We start from the raw sequence: 19,725 nt of genomic DNA on the forward strand, positions 1-19,725 counted from the left end.
TGATGACTGTCCATGAGCGACTTCGTAGACAGTCCGGCGGTGGTTAATGATCGGTTAATCGCCGCTGCCCATTGTGCACCTCACTTGCACAGGGATAAGGCTTACCCATGCGTCGATTGTTTCTGTTTTTTGTTCTCTTGATCTCGGGTGTGGCCCAGGCAGGGACCAATCCGTTCGATACCAAACCTGAATTCCTGCCGGTGGAAAAGGCCTTTGTCTTTACCTCCGAGCGCCTTGAATCGGGCGAAACACAGCTCTATTGGCAGATTACCGACGGTTATTACCTTTATCAGAAACGCCTGAAATTCGAGGGGTTGCCCCCGGAGCAGCAGCCGCCATTGCCTGAAGGCGAAGCGCACAGTGATGAGTTCTTCGGCGAACAACAGGTTTATCGCCAAGGCCTGGAGCTGAAGATTCCGGCGGGAGCCACCGGCCAAATCAAGGTGGGCTTCCAGGGGTGCGCCGATGCCGGCTTGTGTTATCCGCCGCAAACCCAGGTCGTGGACCTGGGCGGCAGCGTCGCGGTCGCCACCAACGAAGCACCGGATCAAGCCCTGGCCAGCGGCCTGCAACAACGGGCGCTGGGCTGGAGCCTGCTAGTGTTCTTCGGTCTGGGCCTGTTGCTGGCCTTCACCCCTTGCTCGTTGCCGATGCTGCCGATTCTGGCCGGGTTGATCGTCGGCAGCGGCGCCACGCCCAAACGTGGTTTCGCCTTGGCGACCAGTTACGTGGTGAGCATGGCGCTGGTGTATGCGGCGATGGGCGTACTGGCTGCGCTGCTCGGGGCGAACCTTCAGGCACTGTTGCAGAACCCGTGGTTGCTGGGCAGTTTCGCGGCGATATTTGTCTTGCTGGCGTTGCCGATGTTCGGTTTCTTCGAGCTGCAATTGCCGGTGGCGGTGCGTGATCGCCTGGAAAATGTATCGCGCAATCAGCGTGGCGGCAGTTTGATCGGCGCCGGTGTGCTCGGCGCTTTGTCGGGGCTGCTGGTCGGCCCGTGCATGACCGCGCCATTGGCCGGTGCCCTGCTCTACATCGCGCAAAGCGGCAATGCGTTGCATGGCGGGCTGATTCTGTTCGCCATGGGCATCGGCATTGGTGTGCCGCTGTTGTTGTTGGTGACCGTGGGCAATCGCTTCCTGCCCAAACCCGGTGCCTGGATGAACCTGCTCAAAGGCATTTTCGGTTTCCTGTTCCTCGCCACTGCGCTGCTGATGCTGCGCCCGGTACTGGATCAATCGCTGTGGATCGGTTTGTGCGGCGCCTTGTTGCTGATTGCCGCCTACAGTGCCTGGAAACAGTCGGAAGGTTTTGGCCGCGTCGCCCATCTGTTCGGCGCCAGTGCGCTGTTGCTCGGGGTTTGGGGCAGTCTGCTGATGATCGGCGCCGCCGGTGGCAGCGATGATTTGCTCAAACCGTTGCAGGTCTACAGCGCCTCGGCTTCTCCCGGTAATGCCGCTCGCCCGACCGGCCATGAGGCGTTCACGACCATCAATGACCCCGCGGCACTGCAACGGGAACTGGACGCCGCCCAAGCCCAGGGCCAATGGGTGCTGCTGGACTACTACGCCGACTGGTGCGTGTCGTGCAAGGTCATGGAAAAACAGGTCTTCGGCAAAGCCAACGTGATGGAAGCGCTGAGCGATGTGCGCTTGCTACGGCTGGACGTGACCGCCGACAATGCCGCCAGCCGCGAACTGCTCGGCCGTTATAAAGTGCCGGGGCCACCGAGTTTTCTGTGGATCGGCGCCGACGGCCAGGAGCGTCGCAGCCAGCGCATCACCGGCGAGGTTGATGCCGACACTTTCCTGCAACGCTGGACCACCACCCGAGACGCCCGTTAATGCTGACCTTTACCCTCGGCACCTTTGCCATCGCGCTTAACCATTTGCTGCTGATCAGTGCCCTGGCGCTGGCGACGTTTGTCGGCTGGCGGGTGGCCAAGCGTGGCGGCGAAAACCCGGAGTCGGCGCTGTTCAGCCTGTTTTTGCTCGGTATGCTGGCGGCGCGGGTCGGTTTTGTGGTCGCTTACTGGGCCCACTATCGCAACGATCCGTGGCAAATCATCGACCTGCGCGATGGCGGTTTCCTCGCCTGGCCCGGGGTGATTGTGCTGCTGCTCACCGCGTTGTACCGCGGTTGGCGTCGACCCGGTTTGCGCCGCCCGTTGGGTTTTGGCGTGGCCAGCGGTCTGGCGTTCTGGCTGCTGGCGACGTTCTCCCTGAACATTTATGAGCAAGGCACGCGCCTGCCGGAAATCGCCCTGCGCAATGCCGCTGGCGAAACCGTCCAATTGGCGGACTACAAGGGTGGGCCACTGGTCATCAACCTCTGGGCCACCTGGTGCCCGCCGTGCCGCCGGGAAATGCCGGTGCTGGAAAACGCCCAGCAACAGCGCCCGGACCTGACCTTCCTGTTCGTCAACCAGGCCGAAAGCATGCAAAGCGTCAGCACCTTCCTCGAAACCCAGGGCCTGAGCCTGACCAACGTGCTGTTCGACGGCAGCGGTCGATTGGGCCAGGCCGTGGGTTCCATGGCATTGCCGACTACGCTGTTCTATAGCCCCGAAGGTCGATTACTGGGCAGCCACCTGGGCGAACTCTCGGATGCCAGCCTGGCCCGCGCCCTGGAAAACTTCGACGCACCTTCTCCTGCCGTACCGGCCACCTCTTCAAGGAAATTGCCATGCCCCGCCTCCGCCACCTGCTGACGCTGACCCTGGGCGCAGCGTTGCTGCACCTGCCGTCGGTGCAGGCCGCCGAAGAATTGCCTGAAGCGATCAAGAAGATCGAAGCCAAGGGCGCAAAAATCGTCGGCCAGTTCGATGCGCCAGACGGTCTGCGCGGGTATGCCGCGCAATACCAGAATCGCGGCATGGCGCTGTACCTGACCCCGGATGGCAAGCATGTGCTACTGGGCAATCTGTACGACGCCGAGGGCAATGACCTGAGTACCGCGCCGTTGCAGAAACTGGTCTACGCGCCGATGTCCAAGGAAGTCTGGGCCAAGATGGAGGCCAGCAACTGGATCGGCGATGGCAACAAGGATGCACCGCGCGTCGTCTATCTGTTCAGCGATCCGAACTGCCCTTACTGCAACATGTTCTGGGAACAGGCGCGGCCGTGGGTCAAGGCCGGCAAGGTGCAGCTGCGGCACATCATGGTCGGGATCATTCGTGAAGACAGCCCGGGCAAATCCGCCGCGCTGCTGGCCGCCAAGGACCCGAGCAAGGCGCTGGAAGATCACGAAAAATCCGGTAAGGGCAGTTCGCTGAAAGCCTTGAAAGACGTGCCGCCGGCGATTCAGGCGAAACTGGCGGCGAACATGCAACTGATGGAAGACCTGGAACTTCAGGCCACTCCGGCGATTTTCTACATGGACGACAAGGGCGAGCTGCAACAGCAGCAAGGCGCGCCTTCGCCGGACAAGTTGGTGAAGATTCTCGGGCCTAAGTGAATTCATCGGCCTATTCACGGGCAAGCCTCGCTCCTACAGGATTTGTGTCGATCACAAAAATTGCGAACGACACAAACCCTGTAGGAGCGAGGCTTGCCCGCGAAGGCGTCAGCAGACCGACTAATTTCTCTCGGCTAAAAACTTCAACAACGCCTCAGTCACAAACGGCGGATTCTCCAGATTGGAGATATGCCCCGCCTCCGGCACCAGCACATACGGGCAACCAATCAACTCGGCCATTTCCTTCGTTTCCGACGGCGGCCGTGGTTTGTCCTGATCGCCACACATCACCAGCGTCGTTTCAGCATTCAGGTCGCCCAGACGCGGCAACAGATCATCGCGACCAAACGTAATCCGCCCCATCGGCACAATGCTTTCACGCAGACGCTCGGCCGGCAACGCAGCCAGTTTCGCGCGGAAATCCTGATACAGCGCCGACTGCGGATCGATCCCTGGACGGAAGAAGATCGGCACCACGATGTCGAGTAACTGCGGTGCGATCACGCCGGTGTCTTCGATCTGCTTGAACAACGAGAAATAGTATTGGCGAGTCGGTTCCGGCTCGACGCCGACGTAGGTGTCCATCAGCACCAGGCCGTTGAGCCGCTGTGGTGCCGACAGCGCCAGTCGAACGCCCCACATGCCACCGACCGACAGACCGACCAGCGTGACACGATCAATGTCCAGATGATCGAGCAGCGCCAAGGCCTGACGGGCGATGTCATCCAGTGAGTTGGTATTTTCGGGAAGTGGGCCGGATTCGCCGTGGCCCCACAGGTCCAGGGCAATCACCCGGTAGTGCTGCGACAACGCAGCAATCTGCGGCGCCCACATGGCCTGGTCCCACAGGTAGCTGCCGGCCAGCAGCACGGCCGGGCCGGTGCCTTGATCGATGTAGTGAAGGGCTTGTCCGTCGACGGTTACGAAGGGCATTGACTGTCTCCTTTGTGAAGGAATTCAACAAAAAAAGCAGAGGCAGCCTGAGCCGGTCCGACGCGGCAGTCAACGCGCAAATTCGCGCAAATTTCAGCGACGCCTTCGCGGGCAAGCCTCGCTCCTACAGGTTTTGTGTCGTTCGCAATTTTGGGGATCGACACAAAACCTGTAGGAGCGAGGCTTGCCCGCGAAGGCGTCCGAACAGACGCTAGAGAATCAAAGCCCCTCCAGCTCCGCCATCAAGTCATTGAGGCGATCCACCTTCTCCTCGGTGATGTCACTCGCCGCCAACCCGTCGATGTATTCGGCCAGTTCCGCCACCGTGCTGCATTCGAACATCGCCCGCAGCGGCACATCACGTTGCAGGGCTTTTTGCACCCGGGAAGCAATCTGCGTCGCCAGCAACGAATGCCCGCCCAGTTCGAAGAAATTGTCGCGAACGCCAACCTGTTCGACCTTCAGCACCTCAGCCCAGATATCCGCCAGCGTCTGCTCCAGCTCAGTGCGCGGCGCCTGATAATCCTGGCTCTGCAACTGCCCGATCTCCAGCGCCGGCAGTGCCTTGCGGTCGAGTTTGCCGTTGGCATTGAGCGGCATGCGGTCGAGCCACAACCAGTGCAGCGGCACCATATACTCCGGCAGTTCGGCGCGCAGGCGCTGCTTGATGCGCTCCAGCCGTTCGGTCGGGTTCAGCGCCGAGTCAGCCGCCACGAGGTAGCCAACCAGATGCTTGCCGTTCACCCCTTCCTGCACGCCGACCGCCGCTTCACGGACTTCCGGTTGCTCATGCAGACGCGCTTCGATTTCACCCAGTTCGATGCGATAACCGCGAATCTTCACTTGATGGTCGATACGACCGACGTATTCCAGCACGCCGTCGCTGCGACGTCGGGCCAGGTCGCCAGTGCGATACAGACGATCCCCCGGCGCGCCGAACGGGTTCGGCACAAAAACCTGCGCCGTGCGCAACGGATCGCTGACATAACCGCGCCCGACCCCGGTGCCGGCGACGCACAACTCGCCCACCGCACCCAACGGCACCAGTTCCAGCGCGCCATCGAGCAGGTACAAACGGTTGTTGTCGGTCGGCGTGCCGATCGGCAGGTAACTGCCACGGGTCGAGGCCATGTCCACGCGGAAGAACGCCACGTCGTCCGAGCATTCCGCCGGGCCATAAGCGTTCACCAACCCGATCTCCGGGTAGCGCAGCAGCCACTGGTGCGCCAGCTCCGGCGGCATTGCCTCACCGGTCGGCAGCATCCAGCGCAAACCGTCGAGGCTCATGCGTTCCTGGGCGAGCATGCCCTGAATCAGCGACGGCACGCTTTCCAGCACCGTGATGCCCTGGGCCGACACATGCGCCAGCAACCCTTGCGGATCGTGGGCGATGGTATTCGGCACAATGTCGACCCGCGCCCCGAACAGCGGCGCAGCGAGGAACTGCCAGACCGAAATGTCGAAGCTTTGCGAAGCAGTCTGGGCGATCACATCGGCATCGCTCAAATTCAGGTACGGCACCTTGCTCAACTGGTTGTTGAGCATGCCGCGCTGCTCGACCATCACGCCTTTCGGCAGACCCGTCGAACCCGAGGTGTAGATCACATAGGCGAGGTTGTCCGGGCCGCTGTAAATACCCGGATTCGCTACCGATGCATCGCTCGCCTGCACGTCTTCCCACACCAGTAATTTCGGCCGATTGGCGCAACTGAACTCATCCAGCAATGCGACCGCCTGTTCACGACAGGCCTCAGTGCAGACCAGCAACGGGGTGCGGCTGAGGTCGATGATCCGGCTCAGACGCTGACTCGGCAGCCCCGGGTCCAGCGGCAGATAACCGGCGCCGGCCTTGAAGCTGCCGATGATCATGCCAAGCAGATCGAGGTTGCGTTCAGCCAGCAACGCCACCGGTTGATCCAGCCCGACGCCGGCCGCAATCAATGCATGACCCAGGCGGTTACTGCGCTGGTTCAGCTCGACATAACTGTGTTGCTGATCCAGGCAACTCGCGGCAATCCGCTGTGGATGCTGAACGACCTGCGCTTCGAACAACGCGACGTAGCTCTGCTCCAGCGGGTAATCGTGCTCGCTCTGGTTGCAGCCGTGGATCAGGAAATCCTGTTCCTCGGCGCCCAGCAGTGGCAGATCGGCCATGTCGCCATGGAAGCCTTCCACCAGCGCCAGCAACAGACGCTTGAACTCGGCGAGCATGCGCTCGACGGTCGACTCGTCGAAATAACGCTGGTCGTAAGACAGGTGCAGCCCCAGGTCATCGCCCGGATAGCAGACCGCCGTTAGCGGGAAGTTGGTGTGGGTGCGGCCCGAATCCGACGTGGCATTGAGGCTTTGCGCACGGTCCAGCACCGAGACTTCCACCGGGGCGTTTTCGAACACGAACAGGCTGTCGAACAGCGGCTGGCCCTTGGGCAGTTCGCTGTTTTCCTGAATGCTCACCAGCGGCAGGTATTCGTATTCGCGCAGTTGCATGTTGCTGTCGAGCAAACCGCTGAGCCATTGGCGCACGCTGCAATGCTGATCGTTTTCCGGCATTTTCACCCGCAGCGCAACGCTGTTGATGAACAGCCCGACGGTGCGTTGCATCTCCGGCATTTCCACTGGCCGCCCGGCCACCGTGACGCCGAACAGCACGTCGCGATCACCGCTCAAGCGTCGCAGCACCAGGGCCCACGCCGCTTGGGCGAAGGTGTTGATGGTCAGTTGATGCGCCTGCGCCAGTTCACGCAGTTGCGCCCCGTCACGAGCATCAAGCCTTGTGTAGCGGTCGCCGACGATCATGCCGCCGCTTTCACCGGCATGTTCGCGCAGGAATGGCCGGTCGCTCGGGATCGGTGTGGTCCGCTCGAAACCTTGCAGGTTGGTTTTCCACCACTGCCGCGCTTCGGCCAGGCTTTGGCGTTGCAGCCAGCCGATGTAGTCGCGATAACGTGGCGGCACGGCCAGTTGCGCTTCGCGGCCTTCGCCGAGGGCGGTGTAGATCTCGAAGAAATCGTTCATCAACAGCGAGCGGCACCAGGCATCGATGAGGATGTGGTGGTTGCTCATCATGAACCAGTAGCGCGCCGCGCCGACCTTGATCAAACGCAGGTGGAACGGTGCCTGGTTGAGCAGATCGAACCCGGCCTCGCGCTCGCTTTTGAGCAGCGCTTGCAGCTTCGGTTCTTGCTCCACTTCAGCGATCGCGGTCCAGTCGAGGATCTCGATCGGCGTGCCGCCGGGCTTGTGGATCACTTGCAGCATGTCTTCGCCGACGTTCCAGCAGAACGACGCGCGCAGGGCTTCGTGACGGGCGATCACCGCTTGCCAGGCCTGGGCGAAACGCTGCGGATCGAGTTCGCTGTTGATGCGGTAGCGATCCTGCATGTAGTAGAGACCGGTGCCCGGTTCCAGCAAGGTGTGCAGCAGCATGCCTTCCTGCATCGGGGTCAGCGGGTAGACGTCTTCGATGACGGCCGCCGGAATCGGCAGCGCATCCAGTTGTGGCTGAGTCAGTCTGGCCAGCGGGAAGTCCGACGGCGTCAGGCCGCCGGCATCGTCCTGCAGGCAATGTTCGATCAGACTTTGCAGCTCACCCAGGTAAGCATTCGCCAGGTCGGTGATGTTTTTCGGATCGTGGCGTTCGGCGCTGAAGGTCCAGCGCAGCACCAGTTCACCGCCATACACCTGACTGTCGACGCTCAGCTCATTGGGAAGCGGCGCCTGCGGATCGTGGGCCGCACCGACGGGCTCGTCCAGCGGACGGAACAACGCATCCGCACCGAAACTTTGGTCGAACTGGCCGAGGTAGTTGAAGGTGATCGGCGCCACCGGCAACCCGGCCAGGGTCTGGCGACTCAGGTCATCGGCCAGGTAACGCAGCACGCCATATCCCAGGCCTTTGTGCGGCACGGCGCGCAGTTGTTCCTTGATCGCCTTGATCGAAGCGCCCTGCCCGTTCGCCGGCTCGAGACGCAACGGATAGGCGCTGGTGAACCAGCCGACGGTGCGGGTCAGGTCGATCTCGTCGAACAGGGTTTCGCGGCCGTGGCCTTCGAGTTGAATCAGCGCCGATGCCTGTCCGCTCCAATTGCACAGTACGCGGGCCAACGCGGTCAGCAGCAGGTCGTTGACCTGGGTGCGATAGGCACTCGGCGCCTGTTGCAGCAACTGGCGAGTACGTTCGGCATCGAGGCGCACGCTGACGGTTTGCGCATGCCGGTTCTGCCGCCCGCCCTCAGGACGATCACACGGCAATTCGGCGTTCGGCCCGGCCAGTTGCGCCTGCCACCAGCTCAGTTCTTCACGCAGGGATTCGCTGCCGGCATAGGCCTGCAAACGGGCGGACCAATCCTTGAACGCACTGGTTTTCGCCGGCAGTTTGACCGACTGCCCGGCGTCCAGTTGACGGTAGACGGTTTGCAGATCGTCCAGCAGCACCCGCCACGAAACACCGTCCACGACCAAGTGGTGAATGGCGATGAGCAGCCGTTGTTTGCCCTCGGGACCATCGACCAGCAGCACGCGCATCAGCGGACCCTGTTCGAGGTCGAGGCTGCGCTGGGCATCGGCGAACAGCGCGGTGCATTTGTCCATCGACGAAACACGCACTTGCCACAGCACAGGCACGTCGGAAATCGCCTGATGCTCGGCGCGCCATTGCGCATCGGTCTGGTTGAAGCGCAGGCGCAAGGCGTCGTGTTGCTCGATCACCGCCAGCAGCGCTTGCTCCAGCCGATGGGGTTCCAGCGCGACGGTCGGTTCCAGCAGCAACGCCTGGTTCCAGTGTTGGCGCTCGGGAATGTCGGTGTCGAAAAACCAGTGTTGAATCGGCGTCAGACGCGATTCACCGGTGAGCAAACCTTGCTCGGCGGTGACGTGCTCGGTGCGGGTCGCCACGGCGGCCAGGGTCTGCACCGTCTGGTGCTGGAACAGGTCACGCGGACTGAAATGAATGCCCTGCTGCCGCGCACGGCTGACCACCTGGATCGACAGAATCGAATCGCCGCCCAGTTCAAAGAAGTTGTCGTTGAGGCCCACTTGCTCGACGTTCAGCACCTCGCACCAGATGCCGGCCAAGGTCAGTTCCAGCTCGTTGCTCGGCGCCACGTAGTGCTGACGGTTGAGTTCCGAGTCCGGCGCCGGCAAGGCGCGGCGATCAAGTTTGCCGTTGGCGGTCAGCGGCATGCTCGCCAGCAGGATCAGGTGCGTTGGCACCATGTAATCCGGCAGTTGCGATTTGAGGTGCTGCTTCAAGGCTTCGCGCAGTGCCGCTTGTGACGCTTCGTCCTGCTCGGCGACGTCGGTCACCAGATAGCCGACCAGTTGTTTGCCGCTCGGTGCCTCAAGCGCCAGCACCACGGCTTCGCGGATTGAATCATGCTCCAGCAGACGGGTTTCGATTTCGCCCAACTCGATGCGGAAACCGCGAATTTTCACTTGATGGTCGATGCGCCCGAGGTACTCCACCAAACCATCGGCACGCTGGCGCACCAGGTCGCCGGTGCGGTACAGACGCCCGCCATCGGCGGCGAACGGATCCGCCACAAACCGTTCGGCGGTCATGCCCGGACGCTGGTGATAACCCTGCGCCAGACCGGCACCGCCGACGTACAACTCACCGGTCGCGCCTTGCGGCACCAAGGCCAGATCGGCATCAAGGATGTACGCAACGCGAGCGCCAATCACGCTGCCGATCGGCACGCTGCCCAAACCTTCTTCAAGCTGTTCCGGCGCCAGACTCGCCAGCGGCATGACCACGGTTTCGGTCGGACCATAGGCGTTGAAAAACAGGCTCGGCTTGAACGCTGCGCGGATTCGCGTCAGGTGTTCGCCGGTCAGGGCTTCGCCGCCGGTGATGCACATGCGCACCGGCAGGGTTTCGCCCTGGGTTGCCAGCCACTGTGCCAACTGACTGCCGTAGCTTGGGGTGAAGCCGAGAATGTTGATGTGGTGGCGACGGATCAGACCGCAGATTTCTTCCGCGTCCCACTGGCCTTGGGCACGCAAAACAACTTGCGAACCGCTCAACAGCGGCACCAGCAGACGCTCGGTGGCGGCGTCAAAGTTGATCGAATAGAAATGCAGTTCGCAGTCATCCGGGCGCATGCCGAAACGTTCGATCACGGCCTGGCAATGCATGGCGATTTCACCGTGAGACACCACCACGCCTTTCGGTTTACCCGTGGAGCCCGAGGTGTAAATCAGGTACGCCTGATGCTGCGGCAGGCTGATAAACGGCAGTTCGGTGGCCGGGTAATTGGCCAACGCGGCGGCGTCCTCTTCGAGGCACCAGCGAGCGACGGTCGCCGGCAGTTCGCCGAGTGCTTTGAACATCGCCGCATCGCTGAGGAGCAAACCGATGCCGCTGTCTTCGATCATGTAGTGCAGGCGATCGAGCGGGTATTCCGGGTCCAGCGGCACGTAAGCGCCGCCGGCCTTGAGGATAGCCAGCAAGCCGACGACCATTTCCAGCGAACGCTCAAGCGCCAGGCCGACACGAACCTGCGGGCCGACACCGCGCTCGCGCAACATCCAGGCCAGGCGATTGGCGCGGCTGTCGAGTTCGGCGTAGATCAGGGTTTCACCGGCAAACGTCAGCGCCGGAGCATCCTTGCGCGCCAGCGCCTGCTCGCTGAACAGGTGATGGATGCACTGGTCGAGGCGATGCTCGCCCGGTTCGACACCAAGGCTGTCCAGCAGCTTTTGCTGTTCGCCGGCGTCGAGCAACGGCAGTTCGCTGAGTCGCTGTTGCGGATCAGTCAGCAGCGCTTCCAGCAGATTGCGCCAGTGCCCGGCCATCCGCGCAATGCGCGGTTCATCGAACAGATCGGTGCTGTAGGTCAGGCAGCAACCCAGTCGATGATCGAGGTCGGTGACTTCCAGGTTGAGGTCAAACTTGGTCGCCCGGGCATCGTTGGCCAGGTACTCGACGGTCATGCCGGCCAGGGTGCGGCTCTGCTGGAATTCCCAGCGCTGTACGTTGCACATCACCTGGAACAGCGGGTTGTAAGCGGCGCTGCGCGGTGGCTGTAATGCCTCCACCAAGTGATCGAACGGCAGGTCCTGATGGGACTGGCCTTCGATCACCGTGTGGCGAACTTGCTCGAACAATTCGCCGACGGACATTTGCCCATCGAGCTGGCAACGCAGCACCTGGGTGTTGAGGAACGCACCGATCAGCCCTTCGCTTTCCGGGCGAATCCGGTTGGCCACCGGCGCGCCAATGCGCAGATCCGTCTGGCCGCTGTAGCGGTAAAGCAGCACGGCCAGCGCGGCGGTCATGGTCATGAACAGGGTCAGACCGTTTTGCGCGTTGAAGGCGCGGACCCGTGCGGCCAGGTCATCGCTCAGGTCGAAACGGAACAATTCACCCTGATGGCTTTGTACCGGTGGACGCGGACGGTCGGCCGGCAATTCCAGCAACGGATGTTCGCGGCCCAGTTGCGTGGTCCAGTAGTCGAGCTGGCGTCGACGTTCGCCGGACTCCAGCCACTGGCGCTGCCAGACGCTGTAATCCAGGTATTGCACCGGCAGCGGTGCCAGCGGCGATTCGCGGTCGTCGACGAACGCTTCGTACAGCGCACTGAGTTCACGGGCGAAGATGTCCATCGCCCAGCCTTCGGTGACGATGTGGTGCAGGGTCAGGACAAAGTAGTGCTCCTGCTCGGAGGTCTTGACCAGACAGGCGCGCAGCAGCGGACCGGTTTCCAGATCGAACGGCCGGTGTGCTTCATCGTCGGCCAATTGCTGCACCCGCTGCTCGCGGATGTCAGCGGCCAGTGTCGAAAAATCCTTCCAGTCCATGCGCACGCCCGTCTCGGCATGCACTTGCTGACGGGCCACGCCGTCGATGCTCGGGAACGTGGTGCGCAGGGTTTCATGACGCAAGATCAGCGCTTGCAGCGCCGCTTCGAAACGCCCGACATCCAGCACGCCACGCAAGCGCGCCATGCCGCCGACGTTGTAGGCCGGGCTGTCCGGCTCCATCTGCCAGAGAAACCACATGCGCTGCTGGGAATAGGACAGCGGCACCGGTTGGCGGCGGTCGACTTTCTCAATCGGCGGTTGCTGATTGGTCTTGCCGCTGGCCTGGATCAGTTGCACCTGATCGGCGAAGGCGCCCAGCTCACTGTTTTCGAACAGCGCGCGCAGTGGCAACTCGACGTCGCAAGCCTGGCGGGTGCGGGAAATGATTTGCGTGGCCAGCAACGAATGACCGCCGAGGGCGAAGAAATCGTCGCGCAGGCCGACCTGCTCAAGGCCCAGCACTTGGCGCCAGATGCCAGCGATTTGTTGCTCCAGCGCAGAAACCGGTTCGACGTGTTCGCGCACTTGCCACTGCGGTTCGGGCAAGGCACGACGGTCGAGTTTGCCGCTCGGGCTCAGGGGCATTTCGTCCAGACGCATCAGCTGCGCCGGGACCATGTATTCCGGCAGTTCAGCCGCCAGTGCGGTTTTCAGGCGTGCGGTTTGCGCGTCTTCGGTTTCGCGGGTTTCAGTGGCGGTGTAGTAACCGATCAACTGGCCACCGACTGCCGTTTCGCGCACCAGCACCACGGCTTGGGCGACGCCATCCTGAGCCAGCAAACGCGCTTCGATTTCTTCCGGTTCAACGCGAAAGCCGCGCAATTTGACCTGCTGATCGAGGCGACCGAGGTATTCGATCACGCCATCGGCGGTCCAGCGCGCGCGGTCGCCGGTGCGGTACAGACGCGCGCCCTGCTCGCCCAGTGGATCGACGACAAACCGTTCGGCAGTCAGGCCCGGACGGCCCAGATAGCCACGGGCCAGGCCGATGCCGCTGATGCACAGTTCGCCCGGCACACCGGCCGGCACCGGGTTGAGGTCGCTGTCGAGTACACGGCACACCACGTTGCCCAACGGGCGGCCAATCGGCGAGCGCTCGCCATCGGCGCGGGTGCAGTGCCAATGGGTGACGTTGATTGCGGTTTCGGTCGGGCCGTAGCGGTTGTGCAGTTGCACGGCCGGCAGCTGTTCCAGCACGCGGTTGCGCAGTTCGGCGGGCAAGGCTTCACCACCGGAGAACACGCGGCGCAGGCTGGTGCATTCGGCCGTCAGCGGTTCATCGATGAACAGCGAAAGCAGCGGCGGGACGAAGTGCAGCGTGGTCACGCCGTATTGCTGGACCAGCTGCGCGATGCGATGCGGATCGCGGTGCTCGCCAGGGCCGGCGATCAGCAAACGAGCGCCGGTGATCAATGGCCAGAAGCACTCCCACACCGACACGTCGAAACTGATCGGGGCTTTTTGCATCAGCACGTCGGTGTCGTTCAAACCGTAAGTGTTCTGCATCCATTGCAGGCGCTCGGCGAGCGCCGCGTGGGTGTTGCCGACGCCCTTCGGTTGACCGGTGGAACCCGAGGTGTAAATCACGTAGGCGAGGTTGTCGCCGTGCAGGTGCAAACCCGGCGCCTGGCTTGGCCAGTTTTCCAGATGCAAGGCGTCCATGGCGATCACGCTGACACCGTCGGTGGCCGGCAAGCGTTCGAGCAATTGGGTCTGGGTCAGCAGCAATTCGACGCCGCTGTCGCTGAGCATGTAGGCCAGGCGTTCAGCCGGGTAATCCGGGTCCAGCGGCACATAGGCGCCACCGGCCTTGATAATCGCCAGCAGGCCGATCAGCAACTGCGGCGAACGCTCGGCGGCGATGGCCACGCACACGTCCGGGCCGACGCCTTTGTCGCGCAGGTAATGGGCCAGGCGGTTGGCCTGGGTGTGCAGCTCGGCGAAATCGAGGCTGCCGCCATCCCATACCAGCGCGGTGCGTTCCGGGGTCTGGCGCGCTTGTTCATTGAGCTGTTCCGGCAACCATTGGCTGGCCGGCGTGCACGGTGCAGAGTTCCAGGACGTTTGTTGGCCGTGTTCACTTGCGGTCAGCAGCGGCAGGTCGCCGATGGCGGTGGACGGTTGCTCACAAATGGCCCGCAGCAGGTTGCTGAAATGCTCGGCAAGACGCTCGATGGTCGACGCGTCGAACCGTTCGCTGGCGTAGTCGAAGGACAGGCTCAGGCGCCCCTTCTGGTCTTCTTCGCTGTGCAGTTGCAGGTCGAACTTGGCTTCACGGCTGTGCCACGGCAGTTCTTCGGCCAGTAATCCAGGCAGGCGGCGCAGCGCGCTCAAATCCCGTTGCTGGTGGTTGAACATCACCTGGAACAGGCCTTGTTCGCGCGCTTGCGGGAAGGCTTCGAGCAGTTGTTCGAACGGCAGGTCCTGATGCGCTTGCGCGCCCAGCGCGGCCTGACGGGTTTGCGCCAGCAGCTCAACGAATGGCTGCCGCGAATCGACCTCGGCGCGCAGCACTTGAGTGTTGATGAAGAAACCGATCAGCCCTTGGGTTTCCAGGCGCGGACGGTTGGCATTCGGCACGCCGATGCGGATGTCGCGCTGGCCGCTGTAGCGGTGCAGCAGACTCTGGAACGCGGCGAGCAACAGCATGAACGGCGTCGATTCATGCGCCTGGGCGCTCTGGCGAATGGCATCGCTCAAGGTCGCGGCCAGTTTTATGGAATGGCGCGCGGCACTGTGGACGTGATGCGCCGAGCGCGGGTGATCGGTGGCCAGGTTCAGGGTCGGATGCTCATCACCCAACTGGGCTTTCCAGTAGGCGAGTTGACGCTCGCCCTCTCCTTGCGCCAGCCATTGACGCTGCCAGCTGCCGTAGTCGGCGTATTGAGTTGGCAATGCGGGAAGCGTGGCTTTTTGTCCTTGGGACGCGGCGGCATACAGGCGCGAGAACTCGTCGATCAGCACGTTCAGCGACCAGCCATCGGCGATGATGTGGTGCATCGTCACCAGCAGTTGATGGTCCTCGTCGTCGAGGCGTACCAGCGTCACCCACAGCAGCGGACCTTTCTCCAGATCAAACTGGGTGCGGGCTTCGTCCTCACGGATTTGCAGCGCGCGGGCTTCACGCTCGGCGGCGGGCAGGTCGCTGATGTCGATCAATTGCAGGTTGAAGTCGCCCGCTGCATCGACCTGTTGCAGCGCCCCGCCGTCACGTTCGAAGAACCGTGTGCGCAGGGATTCATGACGCTCGATCAGTTGCTGGAAACTGGCGCGCAAGGCGTCTTCGTCCAGCTCGCCGCGCAGGCGCAACGCGCCGGGAATGTTGTAGGCGCTGCTCTGCGGGTCGAGTTGCCAGGTGATCCAGAGGCGGTTTTGCGCCAGGGATTGCGGCATCGGTTCGTTGCGCGACAGCGGGGTGATCGCGCCTTGTGCGAGGCCGCCGTCCTGTTGCAACCGGGCGACCGCAGCGGTGAACGCGCCGAGGGTTGGGGCTTCGAACAGCAGGCGCAGGTTCAGCTCCAGACCGAGTGCTTCACGTAGCCGCGCCACCACTTGAGTGGCGGCGATGGAGTTGCCACCGAGCAGGAAGAAGTGATCGTCGGCGCCGACCTGTTTGACCTGCAGTTGTTCGCTCCAGATCTGGCCGATCAAGGCTTGCAGCTCAGAACTTGATTCGGCTTTGGCTTCGCTCTGAACATCTGCCGACGGGAACAGCGCATAGCTGTCGAGGCTGCCGTCCGCCAGGCGATTGCGGCAGGCCGAACGTTGCAGTTTGCCGCTGGAGGTCTTGGGCAATGCGCCCGGATTGAGCAGCACCACCACGCTCGGCGCTTCCTGATACGCCTCGGCCACGGCCTGGCGTATGGCTTTGATCAATGCGTCGGGCGGGAGGATTTTCTGCACGCTGCGGCTGATTTCCGCGGCAATGCCGATGCCTTCTTGACCATCGATCGTGACCGCGAAGGCAGCAACGCGACCTTTGCGCACCACTTCCACTTCGCGTTCGACGGTCTGCTCGATGTCTTGCGGGTACAGGTTGTGACCGCGAACGATCAGCATGTCCTTCAGGCGCCCGGTGATGAATAGCTCACCGTCACGCATGAAACCCAGGTCGCCAGTGCGCAGCCAGGTCCGGTCGTTGTGCTGAACGAACGTCTTGGCGCTGGCCTCAGGGTTGCGCCAGTAGCCATGGGCGATGCTTGGCCCGGCGGCCCAGACTTCGCCGACGACGTTGTCGGCGAGTTCATCGAGCGCGACCGGGTCGACAATCAGCACCGCATGGTCCGGCTGACTGATGCCGCAACTCATGATCGCGCTGCCTTCGCCGGCTTCCACACGGTTCTGGGCCAAGGCTTGATCATCCACGCGCAGGTTGCCGATGCCCTGACCGCGTGGGGTTCCGGCGACGAACAAAGTGGCTTCGGCCAACCCGTAAGACGCCATGAAGCTGTCGGTGGTGAAACCGCACGCCGCGAACTTCTCGCCGAAGCGATCGAGGGTGTCGAGACGAATCGGTTCGGAGCCGGAATACGCCACGCGCCAGCCGCTCAGGTCGAGGCGCTCCAGCGCTGATTCGCTGACGCGTTCGCTGCACAGGCGATAGGCGAAATCCGGTCCGCCGCTGATGGTGCCGCCGTACTCGCTGATCGCTTCCAGCCAGCGCAACGGCCGGCCAAGGAAGTACGCCGGCGACATCAATACGCACGGCACGCCGCTGAAAATCGGCTGCAACAGCCCGCCGATCAGGCCCATGTCGTGGTACAGCGGCAGCCAGCTGACGATCACATCGTCCGGGTTCAGGTCGATGCCGAAGCCATGACGGATCAGCATTTCATTGGCCACGAGGTTGCCGTGGCTGACTTGCACACCTTTGGGCAACGCGGTGGAGCCGGAGGTGTATTGCAGGAAGGCGATGTGGTCGGCGGCCAGGGTCGGTGCAATCCAGCGTTCGGCCAAGGCGCCATCGAGGGTGTCGACGCACAACAACGGCGGCGCACCTTCAATGTGTTGCAAGGCATCGCGCAGACCGGCGCTGGTCAGCAGCAAGCGTGGCTCGGCATCGCTGATGATCGAGAGCAGACGTTCCTGATGATGACGCTTGGCCGACTCCGGCGGATAAGCCGGCACCGCGATCACCCCGGCGTACAGGCAACCAAAAAATGCCGCGACGTAATCCGGACCACTCGGGAACAACAGCACGGCGCGATCGCCGAATTCAGCCTCGGCCTGCAACGCGCCGGCAATGGTTCGCGCCCGCTGATCCAGCTCGCGATAACTGAGGACCACCGCCTGATCCGGGGTGTCGGCGAGAAAACGCAAGGCCACCCGATCCGGCGTCAGGGCCGCGCGGCGCTGGAGGGCTTGGACCAGATTGCTTGGGAGTTCGAACGCGTCGGTCATGAGGTTTCCTGCCTGATTTCGGCTTGCAAATGGAATCGGTTTTCTTGCGTCACGCCCATGAAGGGGCGTGCAGGACGCAGTCTTCGCCGACTGCGCAAGGCATTGGGAATGCGGTTTTGGCCGGGATTTACCCGGCACCTTTCACCAATGAGAACGGATGACGTCTTGAAATAATTAGTCGGCAGGCGTGATCGCCAACGGGGCTGGCGTGCGACAGCGTGTCGCAGTTCTCACTCTGCACCTTTGAGGAGCATTAGTTCTCTTTCTCAATTGACAATCATTATCATTCAGAATAATTTGTCGCTCGATGTGTAGGACGGCTCCCCCCTCGGCCTCCCACCAAACCTATTGGCAGCAAGGTGATTTCCATGACGGAACAAGTATCCACAAGCAGGTGCGATTCACCGCTACTTCAGGCCTTCGTCGACAACCGACTGATTCTGGTCAAAATTGCAGCGCGGATTACCGGCTGCCGGTCGCGTGCTGAAGACGTGGTCCAGGATGCGTTTTTCCGGCTGCAGTCGGCGCCGCAAATCACGTCGTCCTTCAAGGCTCAGCTCAGTTATCTGTTCCAGATCGTGCGCAACCTGGCGATCGACCACTATCGCAAACAGGCGCTGGAGCAGAAGTATTCCGGGCCGGAAGAGGAAGGTCTGAACGTGGTGATCCAGGGTGCTTCGCCGGAAACCTCGCACATCAATTTCTCGACCCTGGAAAACATTGCCGATGCGCTGACGGAGCTGCCGAGCCGCACCCGCTACGCCTTCGAGATGTACCGCCTGCACGGCGTGCCGCAAAAGGACATCGCCAAGGAACTCGGCGTCTCGCCGACCCTGGTGAACTTCATGATTCGCGATGCGCTGGTGCACTGCCGCAAGGTGTCGGGCAATCGCGTGGATACCTTTGCCCGCCGCTAAAATCTGAAATCTGCGGCGCCCCCTTCGCGAGCAAGCCCGCTCCCACATTGGATCTCGGGTGTTCACATATTTTGTGTTCACAGGAGATCCAATGTGGGAGCGGGCTTGCTCGCGAAGGCTGACTCAAGGTCGGTGCAGACCTTGAGCCTTACGCATCACGCCAACTTGCACCGATCAAAAAACCGCTCACGCCCCAACACCATCAACGCCGCACGCTTGTGCGGGAAGTCGAACTCTTTCTCGCAGTGGTAACCCTGGTTCTGCATGTACCCGATCATCTTCCCGTTGTCGGCGCGCGGCTCGGCGACCACTCGCTGAGTGCGCGGATCGTCGAGAAACAGGAAATGCGTCAACGCCGATAACCAGCTCGCCACCTTGTGCGGACCCCGGTGATTTTCTTCACCCACCAGCATGTGAATTCCGCGGTCGTAATCGCCGGCGTCATAGAACGGTGCGATGCGATCTTCCTTGGCCCAATAGGCTTCGAAATAGGCAAACGGCTGATCGTCGAAACAACCGATCAGCGTCACGGTGTGAGGGTCGGCGTCGAGTTTGCTCAGGTATTCGCGGTGCTGCTCGAGGCTGCCCTCCTCCTGCCAGAAACTCGCCACCCGCGGGCTGTTCTGCCAGCGATTGAAACGAGCCAGGTCCAGGTCGATGTCCACCGTGCGCAGGGAAATCCAGGCACCGAGCCGCGCATCGAAGCGCCGATAGACTTCACCGCGAGGTTTTAGCGGGCGCAGCGGATGACGTTTGCCGCCGCTGATGACCATTTGCTGCGGATAACTGGCGGTCAGCGCCTGGCTCAACCACGGCTGAGGCAACTGCCAGAACAGCGTGCGTTCGCTGCGGTATTGGCCGGCGGTGTCGGTGGCAATCAGCAAACCGCTCGCCAAGGCATCGGTGGGCGATTGCTGCAGTTGAAACGTCAGGTGCTGGCACGCCGGATCACGGGCAAACAGCCAATAGCAGGCGGCCCAGAGCGCCTGATCTTCAGACGTGTCGAAGTGCTGTTCGACCTGCACCGTCAATTCGGGTTCGCGAGTCAGACGCAGCTCGATCAACGGCTGCCCTTCCAGGCTGAGGTACAGGCGGCTCTCGGTTTCATCAGCTACAAGACGGCTTCCGTTGGGCAACGCCAAAGCAGTCAGGTCATTCAGATTGGGCATGGGTCGGGCTCACGATAATCGTCGACAGTTCAACCATGTGACGTGAG

7 protein-coding genes are annotated in these 19,725 nt (G+C 62.2%); 4 read left to right on the top strand and 3 right to left on the bottom strand.

Going from position 1 to position 19,725, the window contains the following annotated elements:
- The first annotated feature begins 107 nt into the window (after nucleotides 1–107).
- From dsbD to dsbG, 3 genes are read left to right on the top strand one after another with little or no spacing between them, the layout of a single operon-like run.
- Complete coding sequence (gene dsbD / locus ACA049_RS21465; protein ID WP_497329665.1) at nucleotides 108–1,844, top strand: protein-disulfide reductase DsbD; 1,737 nt, start codon at nucleotides 108–110, stop codon at nucleotides 1,842–1,844.
- A complete protein-coding gene (locus tag ACA049_RS21470; RefSeq protein ID WP_497329667.1) occupies nucleotides 1,844–2,710 on the top strand; it encodes a prolipoprotein diacylglyceryl transferase family protein in 867 nt (288 codons plus the stop codon). The genes dsbD and ACA049_RS21470 overlap by 1 nt, the downstream gene beginning before the upstream one ends.
- Nucleotides 2,686–3,456, top strand: coding sequence for a thiol:disulfide interchange protein DsbG (dsbG, locus tag ACA049_RS21475; protein WP_497329669.1), 771 nt, complete (start codon nucleotides 2,686–2,688; stop codon nucleotides 3,454–3,456). The genes ACA049_RS21470 and dsbG overlap by 25 nt, the downstream gene beginning before the upstream one ends.
- A gap of 120 nt (nucleotides 3,457–3,576) precedes the next feature.
- Here dsbG and ACA049_RS21480 read toward each other — a convergent pair whose 3' ends face one another.
- Together ACA049_RS21480 and ACA049_RS21485 are read right to left on the bottom strand one after the other, a co-directional pair.
- Nucleotides 3,577–4,389, bottom strand: a complete 813-nt coding sequence (locus ACA049_RS21480) for an alpha/beta fold hydrolase (RefSeq protein WP_497329671.1) — start codon at nucleotides 4,387–4,389, stop codon at nucleotides 3,577–3,579.
- A 219-nt stretch (nucleotides 4,390–4,608) separates the two neighbouring features.
- Complete coding sequence (locus tag ACA049_RS21485) at nucleotides 4,609–17,592, bottom strand: non-ribosomal peptide synthetase (protein WP_497329673.1); 12,984 nt, start codon at nucleotides 17,590–17,592, stop codon at nucleotides 4,609–4,611.
- Between the two features lie 368 nt (nucleotides 17,593–17,960).
- On the opposite strand from ACA049_RS21485, the gene ACA049_RS21490 reads away from it, so the two are divergent.
- Nucleotides 17,961–18,509, top strand: a complete 549-nt coding sequence (locus tag ACA049_RS21490) for an RNA polymerase factor sigma-70 (protein WP_010461205.1) — start codon at nucleotides 17,961–17,963, stop codon at nucleotides 18,507–18,509.
- Nucleotides 18,510–18,664: 155 nt separating this feature from the next.
- On the opposite strand, the gene ACA049_RS21495 is transcribed toward ACA049_RS21490, so the two are convergent.
- Nucleotides 18,665–19,678 carry a GNAT family N-acetyltransferase gene (locus ACA049_RS21495; RefSeq protein WP_497329674.1) on the bottom strand — a complete coding sequence of 338 codons (1,014 nt, stop codon included), beginning with the start codon at nucleotides 19,676–19,678 and terminating at the stop codon, nucleotides 18,665–18,667.
- Nucleotides 19,679–19,725 lie beyond the last annotated feature (47 nt).

Source organism: Pseudomonas sp. LBUM1662, from assembly GCF_059695915.1.